Here is a 16,108-nt window from a genome sequence, read left to right as displayed (position 1 = left end):
ACCTTCAGTCTGCCCGCACCGCCTCCTCCATGAGGTACGGCAGGCCAGAACCGGTGAACTCGGCCACCGCCCGCTCGTACTTCTCCATCCCCCACGACCAGAAGTCGAAGTCGAGGTCCTGGTTGGCGCCGTCCTGGATGGAGGCCCACAGCGTCCAGCCGTACTTGGACATCAGGCCGAGCAGGCGCGCCCGGGCGATCTTGTGGCGGAGCCGGCGGCCGTGGTAGGCCGTGACGAGCTCCTCGAGCTGGTCGAGCGTGAGGTTCGACTCGCTCCAGATGTTGCCCAGCTCGAAGCAGGCGTCGCCGTTGCCCGAGTACTCGTAGTCGATCAGCCAGAGCCGCCGGCCGTCGTCGATGAAGTTGCCCGGCAGCAGGTCGTTGTTGCACGGCACGGTCCCCGCGTCCCGCACCGCCAACGCTTTCCTGATTTTTCCGACGTCGTCCATGAAGTCCAGATATCTGGCAGGAAGGCGGAAATTTCGGGATTGGACGATGGTCAGGTAGTGGCGCTGGAGCTCGAACATGTCGAACGTCCCGCGGAACCGCGGCCCCGCGTGCAGCCGCCGGCACGCCTCGGCCACCCGGGGCAGGTTCGCCGAGTCGCGCAGGTCGGCCTCGGTGAAGGTGCGCCCCGGGATGAAGCCCACCACGAGCACGCCCTCCTGCGGCAGGTAGGCGTGCACCGGCGCGCCGACTCCCGCCTCGGCGGCGGCCATGGTGTTGTGGTGCTCGGCCGCCCTGTCGATCGCCAGCAGGGACGCCTCGCTGGCCGACACGCGCGCCACGTAGACGCCGCCGGGCACGGTCACCTTGTAGTTCCGGTTCGTCAGCCCGCCGGGTAGCTCCTCGACGGTTCTGGGCGAGCCGGACAGCAGCGGAATCCGGTCGAGGACCTCGGGCACCTGCATGGGCGGCTCCAAAGGGACGCGTGCTTGACCGGGGATCGTAGAGCACGGGCGGCGCGCCGTAAACGGTCTAGACCTTTTAGGCGTGTCGCGTTAGCCTCGCCCGCATGAGCGATTCGGCGCGCATCGTGATCATCGGTGGCGGCGTGGGCGGGGCCAGCGTCGCCTACCACCTGACGGAGCTCGGCGAGCGCGACGTGCTCGTACTCGAGCGCGACGAGCTGACCAGCGGCTCCACCTTCCATTCTGCGGGCCTGGTCGGCCAGTTGCGCGCCGACCCGACGCTGACCAGGATGAACCAGCACTCCGTCGACCTCTACCGCAGGCTGGACGCAGGCTGGACCGAGTGCGGCGGCATCAAGCTGGCCTCCACGCCGGAGCGGATGGAGGAGATCCGCCGCCAGATCGGCTGGGCCCGCACGTTCGGGCTGCCGCTGGAGGAGATCTCGGTGGCCGAGGCGGTCGAGCTGTTCCCGCTGATGGACCCCACCGGCGTGGTCGGCGCCGCCTACCTGCCCACCGACGGCCAGATCGACCCCTCGCAGCTGTGCTACGCGCTGGCCGCCGCGGCCCGCAAGGGCGGCGCCAGGTTCAGGACCGGCACCCGGGTGGTGGGCATCGACGTGCGCGACGGCCGGGTCACCCGGGTGCGGACCGACCAGGGCGACGTCGACTGCGAGATCGTGGTCAACTGCGGCGGCATGTTCGCCGCCGAGATCGGGCGGATGGCCGGGGTCCGGATCCCGATCGTGCCGATGTCGCACCAGTACGTGGTGACCGAGGGCTTCCACGAGCACGGCAAACTACCCACGCTGCGCGACCCCGACCTGTTGGTGTACTACCGGCAGGAGGTCCAGGGCCTGGTCATGGGCGGCTACGAGCGCCACTGCGCGCCATGGACCACCGATTTCGACCGCTACGACGCGATCCCGGCGGACTTCAACGGGCGGCTGCTGCCCGAGGACTGGGACCGATTTGAGGAGATCTCCGACAACTCCAGGATCCGCGTGCCGGCGATGGCCGAGGTCGGCATCCGCAAGATGATCAACGGTCCCGAGGCGTTCACCCCCGACAACGAGTTCTGCCTGGGCGAGACCGAGGTCGGCGGCCTGTACGTGGCGGCGGGATTCTGCGCACACGGCATCGCGGGCGCAGGCGGCATCGGCATGGTGATGGCCGAGTGGATCGTCGAGGGCGAGCCGTCGCTGGACGTCTGGCACATGGACATCCGCCGCTTCGGCCGCCAGTACCGCTCCCCGTCGTTCACGCTGAAGCGCTCGATCGAGAACTACGAGACCTACTACGACATCCGCTACCCCGGCCACGAGCGCTCGGCAGGCCGCCCGCTGCGGGTCTCCCCGGTGTACGGCTGGCACGCCCGCCACGGCGCCTGCTTCGGCGAGAAGTCCGGCTGGGAACGGGTCAACTACTACGAGACCAACGGCACGCAGGGCGAGGACGAGCGGCCGCGGGGCTGGGCGGGACGCCACTGGTCGCCCGCGATCGGCGCCGAGCACCGCGCCACCCGCGAGACGGCCGGCCTGTTCGACGAGACGTCCTTCGCCAAGATCGAGGTCACCGGCCCCGACGCGGCCTCGCTGCTGGAGTGGGTCTGCGACAACCGGGTCGCCCGCGACGTGGGCGCCGTCACCTACACCCAGGCGCTCAACCGGCGCGGCGGCATCGAGTGCGACTTCACCGTCACCCGCCGCGGCGAGCGCGAGTTCCTGATCGTCACCGGCACCGCGTTCGGCTCGCACGACCTGGGCTGGCTGCGCAAGCAGGCCCGGGTGCGCGGTGCCGACGTGCGGATCGCCGACGTGACCGGCCAGTACGCCTGCTTCGCCCTGTGGGGGCCGAAGGCGCGCGACATCCTGTCCGGGCTGACGCCGGACCCGCTGGACTTCGCCTTCATGACCTCCCGCGAGATCACCGTGGGCGACGTGCCCGTGCTGGCCATGCGGGTGACGTTCGTCGGCGAGCACGGCTGGGAGCTGTACTGCTCCAGCGAGTACGGCATGGCCCTGTGGCAGACCCTGTGGGCGGCAGGCGAACCCCACGGGCTGGTGGCCGGCGGGTACAAGGCGATCGAGAGCCTGCGCCTGGAGAAGGGCTACCGGGTCTGGGGCTCCGACATCGGGCCCGAGACCACGCCGTACGAGGCGGGGCTGGGCTTCTGCGTCAAGCCGGACAAGGAGTTCCTCGGCGGGGACGCCCTCGATCCGGACCCGGCGCGCCGCCTGCGCTGCCTCACACTCGACGATCCGCGGGCGGTCGCCCTCGGCAACGAGGCCGTCCGGGTGGACGGGCGGATCGTGGGCCGGGTCACCTCGGGCGGCTACGGCTACACCGCGCGTACGTCGATCGCCTACGCCTACCTGGAGGCGGGCCCGGGCACCCGCGTCGAGGTGGACGTCTTCGGCACCTGGATCCCCGGCACGGTGGTGCACGCCGCGTCGTGACGGCGCCGCCTCTGCGGTCACCCTGCTTGAGGAGATACGTACCTACTCACTACGTAAGGGGTACCTATATGGGGGTTTATCCCGTCTCGCTGGTGAGGGGTCCCGAGGCAAGCTGCTGGCTAGACCTGAGCTCAGCCGACCGAGAAGGGGAAGGGCCATGTGCCAGCACCGGCCACAGTGTCCGCCAGCGGACGCTCCCGACCACGATTCGGCGCGCATGGTGGCGTTCCATCCGGAACAGGGATGGGGCCTGCTCTGCAACGGTGTCGTGATCTTCGACGACGCCGGCGAGCTGCTTCCCGACGGCAGCAGCCGCTGCGCCGGGCCCGTCCTCGCGGGGAGGGCGGCATGAGGCTCACGCCGTCCAACCGGCTCGTGGCCCTGGCCGACGGCCTGTACAGCGAGATCGGCGACGATGACGATGACCGGACGGCGTCCTGGGTGCTCGCGTCCGGGCCGACCGCCGTGGCCATGGCGCAGCGCATCACCCGGACCCGGCTGGCGCTCTGGGGGCTGCACGACTACGTGTCGGCGGCCGAGCTGCTCGTCACCGAGCTGGTCACCAACGCCCTGCGGCACGGCGACAGGATCCGGCTCATGCTCACCGCCGAGGACGGCCTGCTGCGCTGCGAGGTCGAGCACGCCGAGCCGATCCGCCTCCGGCTTAGCGTGGGCCGCGAGCAGCTCCTGCTCGCCGGCCTGGCCTGCTGCTGGGGCACCGCCCGCACACCCGAGGGGAAGATCGTGTGGTTCGAGCTTCCCACGCCCGCACCGGCATGAAAGGAGCCGTCACCGTGCGAAGGATCCGGATCCGCAAGACGCGGAAGCCGACCGGTATCGACACCCCGGACCTGCGGACGCCGTCGGGGCGGCCGCTGCCGTACTAGTCGTCGCGATCCTGTTCCTTCACCCAGACGGCGATCTGCGCACGTGAGCGATATCCGAGCTTGCTCAGGATGTGCTCGATATGCCCCTCCGCGGTGCGCTGAGAGATGACCAGAGAGGCGGCGATCTCCTTGTTCGTCAGGCCCTGGGCCACGAGCTGGGCGATCTCCGTCTCCCGAGGGGTCAGCGGCGTCGCCGGCCGCTCGTCCACGTGCTTGTCCTCCTGGAGCACGTAGGCGAGCGCGTCGCCGTAGGACAGGCGGGCGCCTCGCTTGAACGCGGCGGCGAAGGCCGTCTCGCCGAGCGCCTCGACGGTGCTCGCCACGCATTGGTCGTGATAGCTCGCGAGGTGCCCGAACCCCGAGAGCATCCCCCCGACCGTCTGCCAGATCGTCTCCAGGATGCCCAGCAGCTCCGCCGCCCGCCGGTACTGCTTGTCCGTGGCGGCGATCCAGGCCAGCACCTCCAGGTTGACGCCGACTCCCAGCGGATCGTCGAGCTCGCGGTTGAAGGTCAGGCTCTGCGTCTCGAGCTCGCCGGCGCGCTCGGTGTCACCCTGGCGCCAGAGCTCCACGCCGAGCGCCATCATCATGTACGCCTTGTGCCAGCCGTCGCCATGGGCGTCGCAGATGGCCATGCACTCCTCGCCCAGCGAGACGGCTTCCGGCGAGTCGCCGCGGAAGGAGTGGGCCAGGGACAGCCGGATGAGTGTCAGCGCCGTGCCCACGGGGTCGTCGGCGGCCCGGTGCCGCGCCAGGGCCTCCTGGTAGTGCGCGATGGCCGCGTCCGTGTCGCCCCCGTACATGGCGAGCATCCCGGAGAAGAGATCGACGTAGGCGAGAACCGGGTCGAGCCCCAGCCGCTCGCCGATGGACCGGCTCTCCTCGAGCATCGTCGTGGCGGAGCCGATGTCGGCCTGGATGATGGCCAGCCAGCTGTCGGTCCACAGCGCCCGGGCGCGTACCTCGCTCGGGTCCGTGTCGGCGGTGAGCCCCCGATCCAGCCACTGGCGGCCCTCACGCAGGTAGAAGCAGCTGATCCAGTGGTAGAGGAGGTCGACGGCCATGTCGAGGCCGGCGGTGACGTCCGAAGGGGTCTCGAAGAACCGGTCGAGGGCGTTGTGCAGGTTGGGGTGCTCCAGCTGCAACCTGGCGAACCAGGCCACCTGCGACGGTCCGAACAGCTCCGCTCGTGCCTGGGCGGCCAGCTCGCGGTAGTAGTCACGGTGCCGCCGTTGCATCTGCGCCGTCTGCCCCCGGTCGGCGAGCTTCTCCAGGCCGTACTGGCGGATGATCTCCAGCAGCCGGTAGCGCGCCCGCGATCCGTGCTCCTCCCGGACCAGGACCGACTTGTCGACCAGGCCGCTCACCAGGTCGAAGACCTCCTCGCGGGCGATGCCGTCGAAGGAGCAGACCGCCTCGGCCGCCTCCAGGTCCAGCCCGCCCGCGAACACCGACACGCGGGCCCACATCAGCTGCTCCTTCTCGGAACACAGCGCGTGACTCCAGTCGATCAGCGCGCGCAGCGTCTGGTGGCGCGGCAGTACGGCCCGCGAGCCGGCGGTCAGCAACCGGAACCGGTCGTCAAGCCGCTCGTCCAGCTGGTGCACCGACAGGGCCCGCAACCTGACCGCGGCCAGCTCGATCCCGAGGGGCAGGCCGTCCAGTCGGCGGCAGATGCCGACCACGACGTTCTTGTTGTCCTCGGTGATGGCGAACGACGGCAGGACCGCCCTGGCCCGCTCGGCGAACAGGCAGACGGCGTCGCTCTGCGCCAACTCCTCGGCCGGCACGTTCGCGCCGTTCAGATCGGGTAGCGGGAGCGTCGGCACCGCCAGTGTCTGCTCGCCCGCGAAGCCGAGCGCCTCCCGGCTCGTGGACAGGATGCGCAGCCCGGGGACGCGGCGCAGCAGCGCCTCGGCCAGGACCGCGCACCCGTGCACCAGGTGCTCGCAGTTGTCCAGGATGATCAGAGCCTGCTTGTCCCGCAGATACTCGGCGAGCACGTCGAGGGGTGAACTGAGGCTGTGATCGCGGATCTCCAGGGCCTCGATCATGGTCTGGGGGAGCATGTCCGGGTTCTCCACCGCGGCCAGCTCCACGAACCAGACGCCGCCGCGGAAGTCACGCGCCACATCCAGCGCGACGTGCAGGGCCAGCCGCGTCTTGCCGACACCGCCGGCGCCCGTCAGGGTCACCGCGCGCGACATGGACAGGCGTCGTTTGACCTCGGCCACCTCGTGCCGACGCCCAACGAAGCTGGTCACCTCGGCCGGCAGCCTGACTGTCTGCTGGCGGCGTGAGGCGCTCCTGGTCAGTGCTGTCATCGTGCCTCGCCGCCTCGGTCGCCGGCGAAGTGGCGCCGAGACGTTCATCTTCAGGGTATGCGCAGCTCGTCGCCGGTGTACAAGCGGAAACGGCCCCGGCGTAATCTGGGTTTTGTCGGCTCAGGTCCCCGAGGGCCCGAGCAGGTGGAGCGTTGATGCGGGTGACATCGAAGGAGCCGCAGGTCCGCGGGCTGCCGGTCGAGCTGACCAGCTTCGTGGGGCGGCGGCATGAGATAGCCGAGGTCAAACGGCTGCTGACAGGTTCCAGGCTGGTCACGCTGGCCGGGGCGGGCGGCGTGGGCAAGACCCGGCTGGCCCTGCGCGTCGCTGCCGACGTGCGGCGGGCCTTCCACGACGGCGTGTGCCTGGTCGAGCTCGCCACGCTGAACGGCCCCGAGCTGCTCGCCCAAGCGGTGACCGAGTCCCTGGGGATCACCGACCTGTCGACCAGGACCCCCTTGCAGGTCCTCACGGAACATCTGCGGGACAAGCAACTGCTGCTGGTCCTGGACAACTGCGAGCACCTGCTGTCCGGCTGCGCCCTCATCGCCGACGCGCTGGTGCGTGCCGCGCCCGGCCTGCGCATCCTGGCCACCAGCAGGCAGGCGCTCGGCGTCGCCGGCGAGCAGACGATGGTGGTGCCGCCGCTGCCGCTGCCGAACGCCGATCATCCGCTGGAGCAGTCGGACGCGGTGCGGCTGTTCGCGGAGCGGGCCGGCGCCGTACTGCCCGGCTTCGCGATCACCGGCGACAACCAGGAGGCCGTCGCACGGATCTGCCGGAGCCTGGACGGCGTGCCCCTGGCCATCGAGCTCGCGGCCGCCCGGCTCCGGGTGATCTCCGTGGAGCAGCTGCTGGCCAGGCTGGAGGACCGCTTCACGCTGCTCAGCGCGGGATCGCGGGTGGTGCTGCCCCGTCAGCGGACGTTGCGCGCGTTGATCGACTGGAGCTACGCCCTGTGCGGCGAGCAGGAGCAGACGGTGTGGGCCCGCCTGTCGGTGTTCTCAGGGAGCCTGGATCTCGAGGCGGCCGAGCACGTGTGCTCAGGCGACGGCATCGACGTCGAGGAGATCGTCGACCTCGTGACCGGCCTGGTGGAGAAGTCCATCCTGATGCGGGAGGAGCACGGGACGACGGTGCGGTACCGGCTGCTGGAGACGATCCGCCAGTACGGCCGCGACCGGCTGCGCGAGTCCGGTGAGCAGGACAACCTCAGGCGCCGGCATCGCGACTGGTACCAGGACCTGGCCCTGTCCGCGCAGCGGGACTGGTTCGGGCCGGAGCAGGTGGCCTGGTACGCGCGCCTGCGCACCGAGCACGACAACCTCCGCACCGCCCTCGACTACTGCCTGGCGGTTCCAGGCCAGGAGGAGTCCGGCCTGGTCATCGCCACGGCGTTGCGTTTCTACTGGATCGCCGCCAACTCCCCGCACGAGGGAAGAAGCTGGCTCGAGCGCCTGCTAGCCGTGGACGCGCGGCCGACCCTGATGCGCGCCTCGGCGCTGTGCCTCCAGGCACGGCTCGCGGTCCTGCAGAGCGACTTCGCGGTGGCCGCGGGCCTGCTGGAGGAGTGCAGGGAGCTGACCGGCGAGTTCGGCGATCTGTCGCTCACGGGAACCGTCTCCTACGTCGCCGGGCTCAACGCCCTGCTCCAGCGGGATTCCGCCGAGGCGCTGCGGCTCCTGACCGAGGCGGTGGAGTACGGCCGCGCCGCGGACGACCAGATCTGCGTCGTCAACGCGCTGATCTACCTCGCCGTCGTGCGTTCGCTCGCCGGACGTTCCGCGCAGGCGACCGAGGTGTTCGAGCAGTGCCTGGCGATCTGCGAACCGCGCCGCGAGAACTGGTTCCGGTCCTACGTCCTGTGGGCGTACGGGATCGAGGTGTGGAGGGAGGGCGACACGCGGCGGGCGGTGGAGATGGAACGCCAGTCGCTCCGGCTCAAGCAACCCTTCGACGACCGCCTGGGCGTCGCCCTGTGCGTCGAGGTCCTGGCCCGGATGTACTGCGACGACGGTGACGCCGAGCGCGCGGCGCTGCTCCTGGGCGCCGCCGAGCGGATGTGGCGATCCTTCGGCGGCCCGCTGTTCGGCTACCTCGTCTCAGGGCACGACGCCTGCCAGGAGGCCGCCAGGCAAGTCCTCGGCCGGAAGAGGTTCGACGGCCTCTCGCGCAAGGGCATGGAGCTGGCGCCCGCCGAGGCGCTGGAGTACGCGATGCGCGAGGAGACCCCGGAGGGCGAACCGGCACGAAGGCCGTCGGCGCTCACCCGCAGGGAGATGGAGATCGCCCAGCTGGTCGCCCGGGGCATGAGCAACAGGGAGATCGCGGCCACGCTCGTGATCGCTCAGCGCACCGCGGAGGGACACGTCGAGCACATTCTGTCCAAACTCGGATTCACCTCGCGGGTGCAGATCGCCGCGTGGGTCAGCGGGCTGGACCCGCTGGCTGACGAGGACCCGTCCGGAGGTTCACCATGAGCCGCGCCGATCAGCACGCGGACGAGCCCGCCTTCGTCGGACGCCGGCACGAGGTGGCGCAGGTCAGGCGGATGCTGTCCGGCACGCGGCTGCTGACCCTGACCGGTACCGGCGGTGTCGGCAAGACGCGGCTGGCACGCAGGGTCGCCCAGGCGCTCAGGCCCAAGTACCCGGACGGCGTCGAGATCGTCGAGCTGGCCACCCTGGAATCCGGCGACCTGCTGGCCTCGGCCGTCGCCGGGGCTCTGGGCCTGCGGTACGTGGGGCCCGATCCGATGGCGGCGCTGGCGGACTACCTGTCGGACAAGCGCATGCTGCTGGTGCTGGACAACTGCGAGCATCTGCTCCAGGACTGCGCCGTTCTCGCCGATCGGCTGCTGCGCCGCTCTCCCCGGTTGCGGATCCTGGCCACCAGCCGGCAGACCCTGGGAGTCGGCGGCGAGCAGGTGCTGGCCGTACCTCCGCTGTCCGTGCCGGAGGCCGGCAAGCCGCTCCGCGACGTCGAACGCCATGATTCCGTGCGGTTGTTCCTGGAGCGTGCGGCCGCCGCGCAGCCCGGCGTCACTCTCGGTGCGCGCGACGCCGCCGTCCTGACCCGGCTGGCCCGGCGTCTGGAGGGGCTCCCGCTGGCGATCGAGCTGGCCGCGGCCCGGCTGCGCACCCGGGGGCTGGAGCAGCTCGCCGGCGAGCTGGACGAACGCTTGGACGTTCTGCGCGGGGACCCCGCCGTCCTGCCACGCCACCGGACGGTGCGCGCGACCATCGACTGGAGCTTCGATCTCTGCTCGCCGGCCGAGCAGCGGCTGTGGGCCCGGCTGTCGATGTTCCCCGGCGGGGCCGACCTCGACGGCGCCGAGGCGGTGTGCGCGGGCGACGGGATCGACGTCGCCGACGTGATCGACCTGCTGGCCGGGCTGGTCGACAAATCGGTGCTGGCGGGGGAGCACTCGGCACCCGGGCTCAGGTACCGCATGCTGGAGAGCCTCCGCGCCTACGGGGCAGAGCAGCTGGAGCCGAAGGAAACGCGGGCCCTGCACGGACGGTACCTCGAGCACTACCACGCTCTGGCGGAGAACCACCGGATCGACGTGCTCGCGCCCGACCAGTTCGAGCGTCTGCAGCTCGTCCTCGGGGAACTGCCCAACCTGCGCGCGGCGCTCGAGCTGGGTCTCAGCGATCCGAGGACCGCCGTCAAGGAGCTGGAAACCGCCACCTCCCTGTGGGGCTACTGGCTTGCGGCGGGTTCCTTCACCGAGGGCAGGTACTGGCTGGAGCGTGGCCTGAACCTGGTGCCGTCGGGCATCGCCAGGGGGATGGCGCTCTGGGTGGACTGCATGATCGCCCTCCGCCAGCGTGACCTGGCGACCGCGCTGCGGAGGCTCGAGGAATGCCACAGCCTGGCGCGCCGGCCGGGCAACGAGAGCGTCCTGCCGTTCGCCATCCGGACCGCCGGCGTCGCCGCCTTCTCCACCGGGGACCCCCGGCGTGGACTGGCCCTCCTGGAAGAGTCACTCGACCTCTACCGCGCCGCCGGCGACCTCAGCGGCGTGGGTTTCAGCCTCTACTACGCGGCCACGTACGGCGCGGCGGAGGACCCCGAGCGAGCCGCCCGGTTCGGAGAGGAGTTCCTGGCGCTGTGCGAGGCACACCACGCGGTGGTGTCGCGCGGGTACGCCCAGCTGTCGCTCGGCATCGCCGCGTGGAACCAGGGCGACTGCCGCAGGGCCGAGGCACTGGTGAGCGAGGCCGCCGAGTTCACCAGGGAGATCGACGACCGGTGGTGCCTCACGCAGTGCCTGGAGGTGCTGTCGTGGACCGCCTGCGCCCGCGGCGATCACCAGCGCGCCGCCTGGCTCCTCGGCGCGGCCCATGCGCTGTGGCAGGCGGTCGAGGCCTCCCCGGACGGCCTGTGGTACCACGCGATGTGGCACGAGCGTTGCGTCGAGCAGTCCCGCGACCGCCTGGGAGACCGTGCCTTCACCGCCCTCTTCCGCGACGGCGCCAGGCACGGTCTGGAGTCCACCACCCCCTACGCGGTCGGCGCGTGACCCCGGAGCTCAGAAGGTACCTCCGTCGACGTAGGAGCGCAGGTGACGGGCGGTCAGCGTGTCCGAGTCCGCGATCAGGGAGTGCGGCGTGCCCGTGAAGACGATCCGGCCGCCGTCGGATCCGGCGCCCGGGCCGAGGTCGATGATCCAGTCGGCGTGCGCCATCACGGCCTGGTGGTGCTCGATGACGATCACCGAGTTGCCCGCGTCCACCAGGCGGTCGAGCAGCGCCAGCAACTGGTCCACATCGGCCAGATGCAGGCCGGTGGTGGGCTCGTCGAGCACGTAGGTGGTGGCTTTCTCCGCCATCTGGATGGCCAGCTTGAGCCGCTGCCGCTCGCCGCCCGACAACGTGGTCAGCGGCTGGCCCAGCCCCAGGTAGGACAGCCCGACGTCGGTCAGCCGGTCCAGGATCGGGTGCGGGAAGAACGCGGCGGCCTCGGCGACCGGCATGTCCAGCACCTCGCTGATGTCCCTGCCGTTGAGCTTGTAGGTCAGCACCTCGGCCGTGAAGCGCTTGCCGTCGCACTCCTCGCACACCGAGGCGACCCCGGCCATCATCGCCAGGTCGGTGTAGATCAGGCCGATGCCCTTGCACGTGGGGCAGGCGCCCTCGGAGTTGGCGCTGAACAGGGCCGCCTTGACGCCGTTGGCCTTGGCGAAGGCCGTCCTGAGCGGGTCGAGCAGGCCGGTGTAGGTGGCCGGGTTGCTGCGGCGGGAGCCGCGGATGGCCGATTGGTCGACGACCGCCACGTCCCGCCTGCCCGACAGGGAGCCGTGGATGAGCGAGCTCTTGCCCGACCCGGCCACCCCTGTCACCACCGTCAGCACGCCCAGCGGGACGTCCACGCTGACGTCCTTCAGGTTGTGCAGGCCGGCGCCGCGGATGGGCAGGTGACCGGTGGCCTGCCGTACCTGCCCGCGCAGCCTGGCGCGGTGGTCGAGGTGGCGGCCGGTGAGCGTGCCCGAGGCGCGCAGCCCGGCGAGGTCGCCGTTGTAGCAGAGCTGGCCGCCGTCCGAACCGGCGCCGGGGCCGAGGTCCACGACGTGGTCGGCGATCTGGATCGTCTCCGGCTTGTGCTCCACGACCAGGATCGTGTTGCCCTTGTCCCGCAGGCGCAGCAGCAGGTTGTTCATCCGCTCGATGTCGTGCGGGTGCAGGCCGACCGTGGGCTCGTCGAAGACGTAGGTGACGTCGGTCAGGCTGGAGCCGAGATGGCGCACCATCTTGACGCGCTGCGCCTCGCCGCCCGACAGCGTGCCCGACTCGCGGTCCAGGCTCAGATAGCCCAGCCCGATCTCGACCAGCGAGTCGAGCGTGTGGCTGAGCGTGGCCACCATCGGCGCGACGCCGGCGTCGGTGATGGCCCTGATGAACTCGGCCAGGTCGCTGATCTGCATGGCCGCGCACTCGGCGATGTTGTAGCCGTTGATCCTGGACGACAGCGCGGCCTGGTTCAGCCGGGTGCCGCCGCACTCGTGGCAGGGCGCGAACTTCACCGCCCGCTCCAGGAACGCCTTGATGTGCGCCTGCTTGGTGCCGCGGTCCTTGTCCACGTACAGGCGCCGGACCTTGACCAGCAGGCCCTCGTAGTTGATGTTGTGGGAGCCGATCTTGAGCTTGGTGTTGGGCTTGTTGAGGAAGTCGTCCCACTGCCGCGGGGTGAAGTCCTTCAGCTTCACGTCCGGGTCGAAGAGCCCCGACTCGGCCATCACCCGCCAGTACCAGGAGTCGACGGCGAAGTTGGGGGCCGTGATCGCGCCCTCGTTGAGCGACAGGCTCCTGTCCACCAGCTCGTCGACGTCGATGTCCGACACCCGGCCCAGCCCCTCGCACGCCGGGCACATGCCCTCGGCCAGGTTGAAGCTGAACGCCCCCGAGGTGCCGATGTGCGGCGTGCCGATCCGGCTGAAGATGATCCGCAGCATCGTGTGCGTGTCGGTGGCCGTGCCGACCGTCGAGCGGGAGTTGGCGCCCATCCGCTCCTGGTCCACCACGATCGCGGCGCTCAGGTTGTCCAGGGCGTCGACGTCGGGCCTGCCGATGCTCGGCATGAACGACTGCAGGAACGCCGTATAGGTCTCGTTGATCAGCCGCTGCGACTCGGCCGCGATGGTGCCGAAGACCAGCGACGACTTGCCCGATCCCGACACTCCGGTGAAGACCGTCAAGCGGCGTTTCGGGATGTCGAGAGAGATGTCCTTGAGGTTGTTCTCCCTGGCTCCCCTGACCTCGATGACGTCGTGGGTGTCCGCCGCCGCCCGCTCCACTCGCGTCTCCTCAATGAGTCGTACACTGTACGGAGATTCGGACTCTATCCGGCCGGAACAAATCGTGCGCGTGTTCTACAGGAATTCCCGCGGCGGTGTGGGCGGTGCGTTCGATGCGCATCAGCGGGGCGCCGGGTTCGATCCCGAGATGCTCCGCCTGATCGGGGGTCGAGATGACGGGGTCCAGGTACTCGACCGCCGTGTGCGGCGACAGATCCCGATTTTTCAGTATGTCGTAGATGGAGCCGGACAGGTCTTCCTCCAGGAGGTCCGGCAGGCGGGCCGCGGGGAAGTAGGAGTGCTCCAGCGCGACAGGCGATCCGCCCGCGGACCGCACCCGCGCGATCTCGTGCACCGGCTCGCCGGCCCTGATCTCCAGCGCCTGCGCGACCTCGGCCGCGGCGGGTACGGTCGCCGCCTTCAGAACCGCGGCCTCGGCGCGCAGGTGGGCCCGGCGCATCTGCTCGGTGAATCCGGCCAGCCCCGTCAGATCGCAGTCGATCCGCGGCTCGGCCACGAACGCGCCGCCCGTCCTGCCGGGCACCCTGACCAGCACCCCCTTGGCTTCCAGGGCGGCCAGCGCCTGCCTGAGCGTCATGCGGCTCACCTTGAGCCCGGCGGCCAGCTCGCGCTCGCCCGGCAGGCGGTCGCCCGGCGCCATCTGACCTGCGGAGATCGCCTCCTGCAGCCAGCGCTCGATCTGGACGTGCGCGGGCACGCCGGTGCCGCGACGCAGCTCGGGTGCCGGATTGCCCATCCAGCCAGGGTACGGCGCGGCCGGGACGCCGGGCACGGCCCGCCGCCGAGAAGGGCCCGGGACGGCCCGCACCCTCAGTCCGTGATGCGCGTCAGGCGGTCCAGGGCCTCGGAGAACTCGCTGATCATGTCGTAGACCACCTCGCGGGCCGGCTTGACCTGGTTGAGCTGGCCGACGACCTGCCCGACGAAGTAGTTGGCCAGCTCGACCGCGCCGGGCACGCCGCGCTCGGCGGCCGCGGTGATGCGCGCCATCGCGCCCTCGGCCACCAGCATCTGCAACGGCATGCCGAGCGGGCCCGGGCTCTCCCCGCCCTCGTCCCACTCGGCGGTCCAGGCGGACTTCAGCTGCCGGGCCGGCTTGCCGGTGCGCGAGCGGGACCGGGTGGTGTCCAGCGACGAGGCGGCCAGCATCTTCCGCTTGACCGCGGGCGCGGTCTCCGCCTCCTCGGTGGTCAGCCAGACCGAGCCGCACCAGACGCCCTCCGCGCCCAGCGCCATCGCCGCGGCCATCTGGCGGCCCGAGGCGATGCCGCCGGCCGCCAGCACGGGGACCGGGGCGACCGCGTCCACCACCTGCGGCACCAGCACCATCGTGGAGATCTCGCCGGTGTGCCCGCCGGCCTCCGTGCCCTGCGCGACGATCAGGTCCGCGCCCGCCGCGACCTGCCGCCTGGCATGCTCGACCGTGCCCACCAGCGCCGCGACGGGGACGCCCCGGTCACGGGCCAGCGACACCATCTCGGGCAGGGGAGGGCCGAGCGCGCTGGCGATCAGGCCGATGGGATGCTTGAGCGCCACGTCGATCAGGCCGGTGGCGCCCGCGGCGGTCACGCGTCTGCCGAACTCGTCGGCGGAGCCACTGAGCCCGCCCGTATCGCCTTTGACCTGATATTTCGTGAAGAGGTGGGCGACGAAGTCGCGATGCCGTTCCGGGATGAAGTCGGAAATATGGGCATCTGAAGCTACGGCTGCCGCCTCGATCTTGCCGGGGACGAGCACGTCGACCCCGTACGGCCTGCCGTTCACCTGCTCGTCTATCCAGGTCAGCTCCGTGTCGAGCTGCTCGGGGGTGTAGGCGACGGCGCCCAGGACGCCGAAGCCGCCCGCGTTGGTCACCGCGGCGACCACGTCGCGGCAGTGGCTGAACGCGAAGAGCGGGAACTCGATGCCGAACCGTTCGCAGATGGCGCTCCGCATGGCAATGACTCTAGAACGATGTTCGGTCCAGGTCCACTGTCCGGGTCACGGCGATGCCCGGGGTGTGCCAGCCCTGCTCCGGGTCGTAGCTGCGGACGAGCTTGGCCGGCACACCCGCCACGACGCTGTGGTCGGGGAACTCGCCGCGCACCACCGCGCCGCCGGCCACCACGCACTGCCTGCCGAGCCGCGTGCCCGGCAGGATGATCGCGCCCGCCCCCAGCCACGAGCCTGACCCGATCGAGACCGGGCTGTTGCGCGGCCACTGCCTGCCGATCGGCACATCGGGATCGTCGTAGACGTGGTTCTGGTCGGTGATGTAGACGTACGGCCCGGTGAAGACGTGGTCGCCGATGTCGATCGACTGGTGGGCGACGATGTGGCTGCCGCGCCCGATGGAGCAGCTGCCCCCGATCCGCAGGATCGAGTCGGGGCCGAGATCCACCCCCGGGCCCATGCCGCAGGAGAGCGAGACGCGCTCGCCGATCAGCGTGTGGTCGCCGATCTCGATCCACTGCTCGCCGAAGATCGCCCCGGGCGGGAACGCGATGCTCACCCCGTCGCCCAGACGGCGGAATCGGTAGCCGGCGGGGTTGGCGGGACTGATCGCGCCCGCCCTGCGGACCAACCCATATGCGCGGTGAATCAGCGCGCCAACTAGTGACATAGAGCCCAAAGTTACCGCTTGGTCATGCCGTTCGGGCATGTCGGGGGCGTTCTTTGATATCCTGAGAGCCCGTGGACATGTTGACCACACCTCGAGCCACGGGAGC

The 16,108-nt window shown here is 70.6% G+C and carries 11 protein-coding genes; 5 read left to right on the top strand and 6 right to left on the bottom strand.

From position 1 onward, the window contains the following. Nucleotides 1-4 precede the first annotated feature (4 nt). Nucleotides 5-910, bottom strand: a complete 906-nt coding sequence (locus tag ACIBHX_RS20005; protein WP_397068619.1) for a phosphotransferase — start codon at nt 908-910, stop codon at nt 5-7. A 104-nt stretch (nt 911-1,014) separates the two neighbouring features. Here ACIBHX_RS20005 and ACIBHX_RS20000 point away from each other — a divergent pair, with 104 nt between their 5' ends. The 3 genes from ACIBHX_RS20000 to ACIBHX_RS19990 all read left to right on the top strand — a co-directional run bounded on the left by ACIBHX_RS20000 (nt 1,015) and on the right by ACIBHX_RS19990 (nt 4,149). Next, nucleotides 1,015-3,369, top strand: coding sequence for an FAD-dependent oxidoreductase (locus ACIBHX_RS20000; RefSeq protein ID WP_397068618.1), 2,355 nt, complete (start codon nt 1,015-1,017; stop codon nt 3,367-3,369). 157 nt (nt 3,370-3,526) lie between these two features. Next, entirely contained in the window at nt 3,527-3,721 is a 195-nt protein-coding gene (locus ACIBHX_RS19995) for a DUF5999 family protein (RefSeq protein WP_397068617.1), read from the top strand. Continuing rightward, nucleotides 3,718-4,149 carry an ATP-binding protein gene (locus ACIBHX_RS19990; RefSeq protein ID WP_397068616.1) on the top strand — a complete coding sequence of 144 codons (432 nt, stop codon included), beginning with the start codon at nt 3,718-3,720 and terminating at the stop codon, nt 4,147-4,149. The genes ACIBHX_RS19995 and ACIBHX_RS19990 overlap by 4 nt, the downstream gene beginning before the upstream one ends. Nucleotides 4,150-4,252: 103 nt before the next feature. On the opposite strand, the gene ACIBHX_RS19985 is transcribed toward ACIBHX_RS19990, so the two are convergent. After that, nucleotides 4,253-6,580: a LuxR C-terminal-related transcriptional regulator gene (locus ACIBHX_RS19985; protein ID WP_397068615.1), complete on the bottom strand. Its 2,328-nt coding sequence runs from the start codon at nt 6,578-6,580 to the stop codon at nt 4,253-4,255. A 155-nt stretch (nt 6,581-6,735) separates the two neighbouring features. Here ACIBHX_RS19985 and ACIBHX_RS19980 point away from each other — a divergent pair, with 155 nt between their 5' ends. Together ACIBHX_RS19980 and ACIBHX_RS19975 are read left to right on the top strand one after the other, a co-directional pair. Then, nucleotides 6,736-9,060 (top strand): ATP-binding protein, encoded by a 2,325-nt coding sequence (locus ACIBHX_RS19980; RefSeq protein ID WP_397068614.1) that lies wholly within the window; start codon nt 6,736-6,738, stop codon nt 9,058-9,060. Beyond that, the gene (locus ACIBHX_RS19975; RefSeq protein ID WP_397068613.1) at nt 9,057-11,108 is read left to right on the top strand and encodes an ATP-binding protein; all 2,052 of its coding nucleotides are present in this window, start codon (nt 9,057-9,059) and stop codon (nt 11,106-11,108) included. Before ACIBHX_RS19980 ends, ACIBHX_RS19975 begins: the two co-directional genes overlap by 4 nt. 9 nt (nt 11,109-11,117) lie before the next feature. Here the strand turns inward: ACIBHX_RS19975 and ACIBHX_RS19970 are convergent, their stop codons facing one another. From ACIBHX_RS19970 to ACIBHX_RS19955, 4 genes are all read right to left on the bottom strand, one after another. After that, nucleotides 11,118-13,379, bottom strand: coding sequence for an ATP-binding cassette domain-containing protein (locus tag ACIBHX_RS19970; protein ID WP_397068611.1), 2,262 nt, complete (start codon nt 13,377-13,379; stop codon nt 11,118-11,120). Between the two features lie 10 nt (nt 13,380-13,389). Next, nucleotides 13,390-14,136: a GntR family transcriptional regulator gene (locus tag ACIBHX_RS19965; protein ID WP_397068610.1), complete on the bottom strand. Its 747-nt coding sequence runs from the start codon at nt 14,134-14,136 to the stop codon at nt 13,390-13,392. 74 nt (nt 14,137-14,210) lie between these two features. After that, entirely contained in the window at nt 14,211-15,335 is a 1,125-nt protein-coding gene (locus ACIBHX_RS19960; protein ID WP_397068609.1) for an NAD(P)H-dependent flavin oxidoreductase, read from the bottom strand. Nucleotides 15,336-15,345: 10 nt separating this feature from the next. Further along, nucleotides 15,346-16,002, bottom strand: coding sequence for an acyltransferase (locus tag ACIBHX_RS19955; protein ID WP_397068608.1), 657 nt, complete (start codon nt 16,000-16,002; stop codon nt 15,346-15,348). Nucleotides 16,003-16,108 lie beyond the last annotated feature (106 nt).

This window comes from Nonomuraea sp. NPDC050536, from assembly GCF_044457685.1.
GTDB lineage: Bacteria > Actinomycetota > Actinomycetes > Streptosporangiales > Streptosporangiaceae > Nonomuraea.
The sequence above is the reverse complement of the archived record's forward strand: the minus strand, read 5'-3'. Positions and strand labels throughout refer to the sequence as shown.

Coding starts and splice junctions, on each gene's coding strand:
- ACIBHX_RS20005 (WP_397068619.1), bottom strand. CDS start 910: ATGCAGGTGCCCGAGGTCCTCGACCGGATTCCGCTGCTGTCCGGCTCG.
- ACIBHX_RS20000 (WP_397068618.1), top strand. CDS start 1,015: ATGAGCGATTCGGCGCGCATCGTGATCATCGGTGGCGGCGTGGGCGGG.
- ACIBHX_RS19995 (WP_397068617.1), top strand. CDS start 3,527: ATGTGCCAGCACCGGCCACAGTGTCCGCCAGCGGACGCTCCCGACCAC.
- ACIBHX_RS19990 (WP_397068616.1), top strand. CDS start 3,718: ATGAGGCTCACGCCGTCCAACCGGCTCGTGGCCCTGGCCGACGGCCTG.
- ACIBHX_RS19985 (WP_397068615.1), bottom strand. CDS start 6,580: ATGACAGCACTGACCAGGAGCGCCTCACGCCGCCAGCAGACAGTCAGG.
- ACIBHX_RS19980 (WP_397068614.1), top strand. CDS start 6,736: ATGCGGGTGACATCGAAGGAGCCGCAGGTCCGCGGGCTGCCGGTCGAG.
- ACIBHX_RS19975 (WP_397068613.1), top strand. CDS start 9,057: ATGAGCCGCGCCGATCAGCACGCGGACGAGCCCGCCTTCGTCGGACGC.
- ACIBHX_RS19965 (WP_397068610.1), bottom strand. CDS start 14,136: ATGGGCAATCCGGCACCCGAGCTGCGTCGCGGCACCGGCGTGCCCGCG.
- ACIBHX_RS19960 (WP_397068609.1), bottom strand. CDS start 15,335: ATGCGGAGCGCCATCTGCGAACGGTTCGGCATCGAGTTCCCGCTCTTC.
- ACIBHX_RS19955 (WP_397068608.1), bottom strand. CDS start 16,002: ATGTCACTAGTTGGCGCGCTGATTCACCGCGCATATGGGTTGGTCCGC.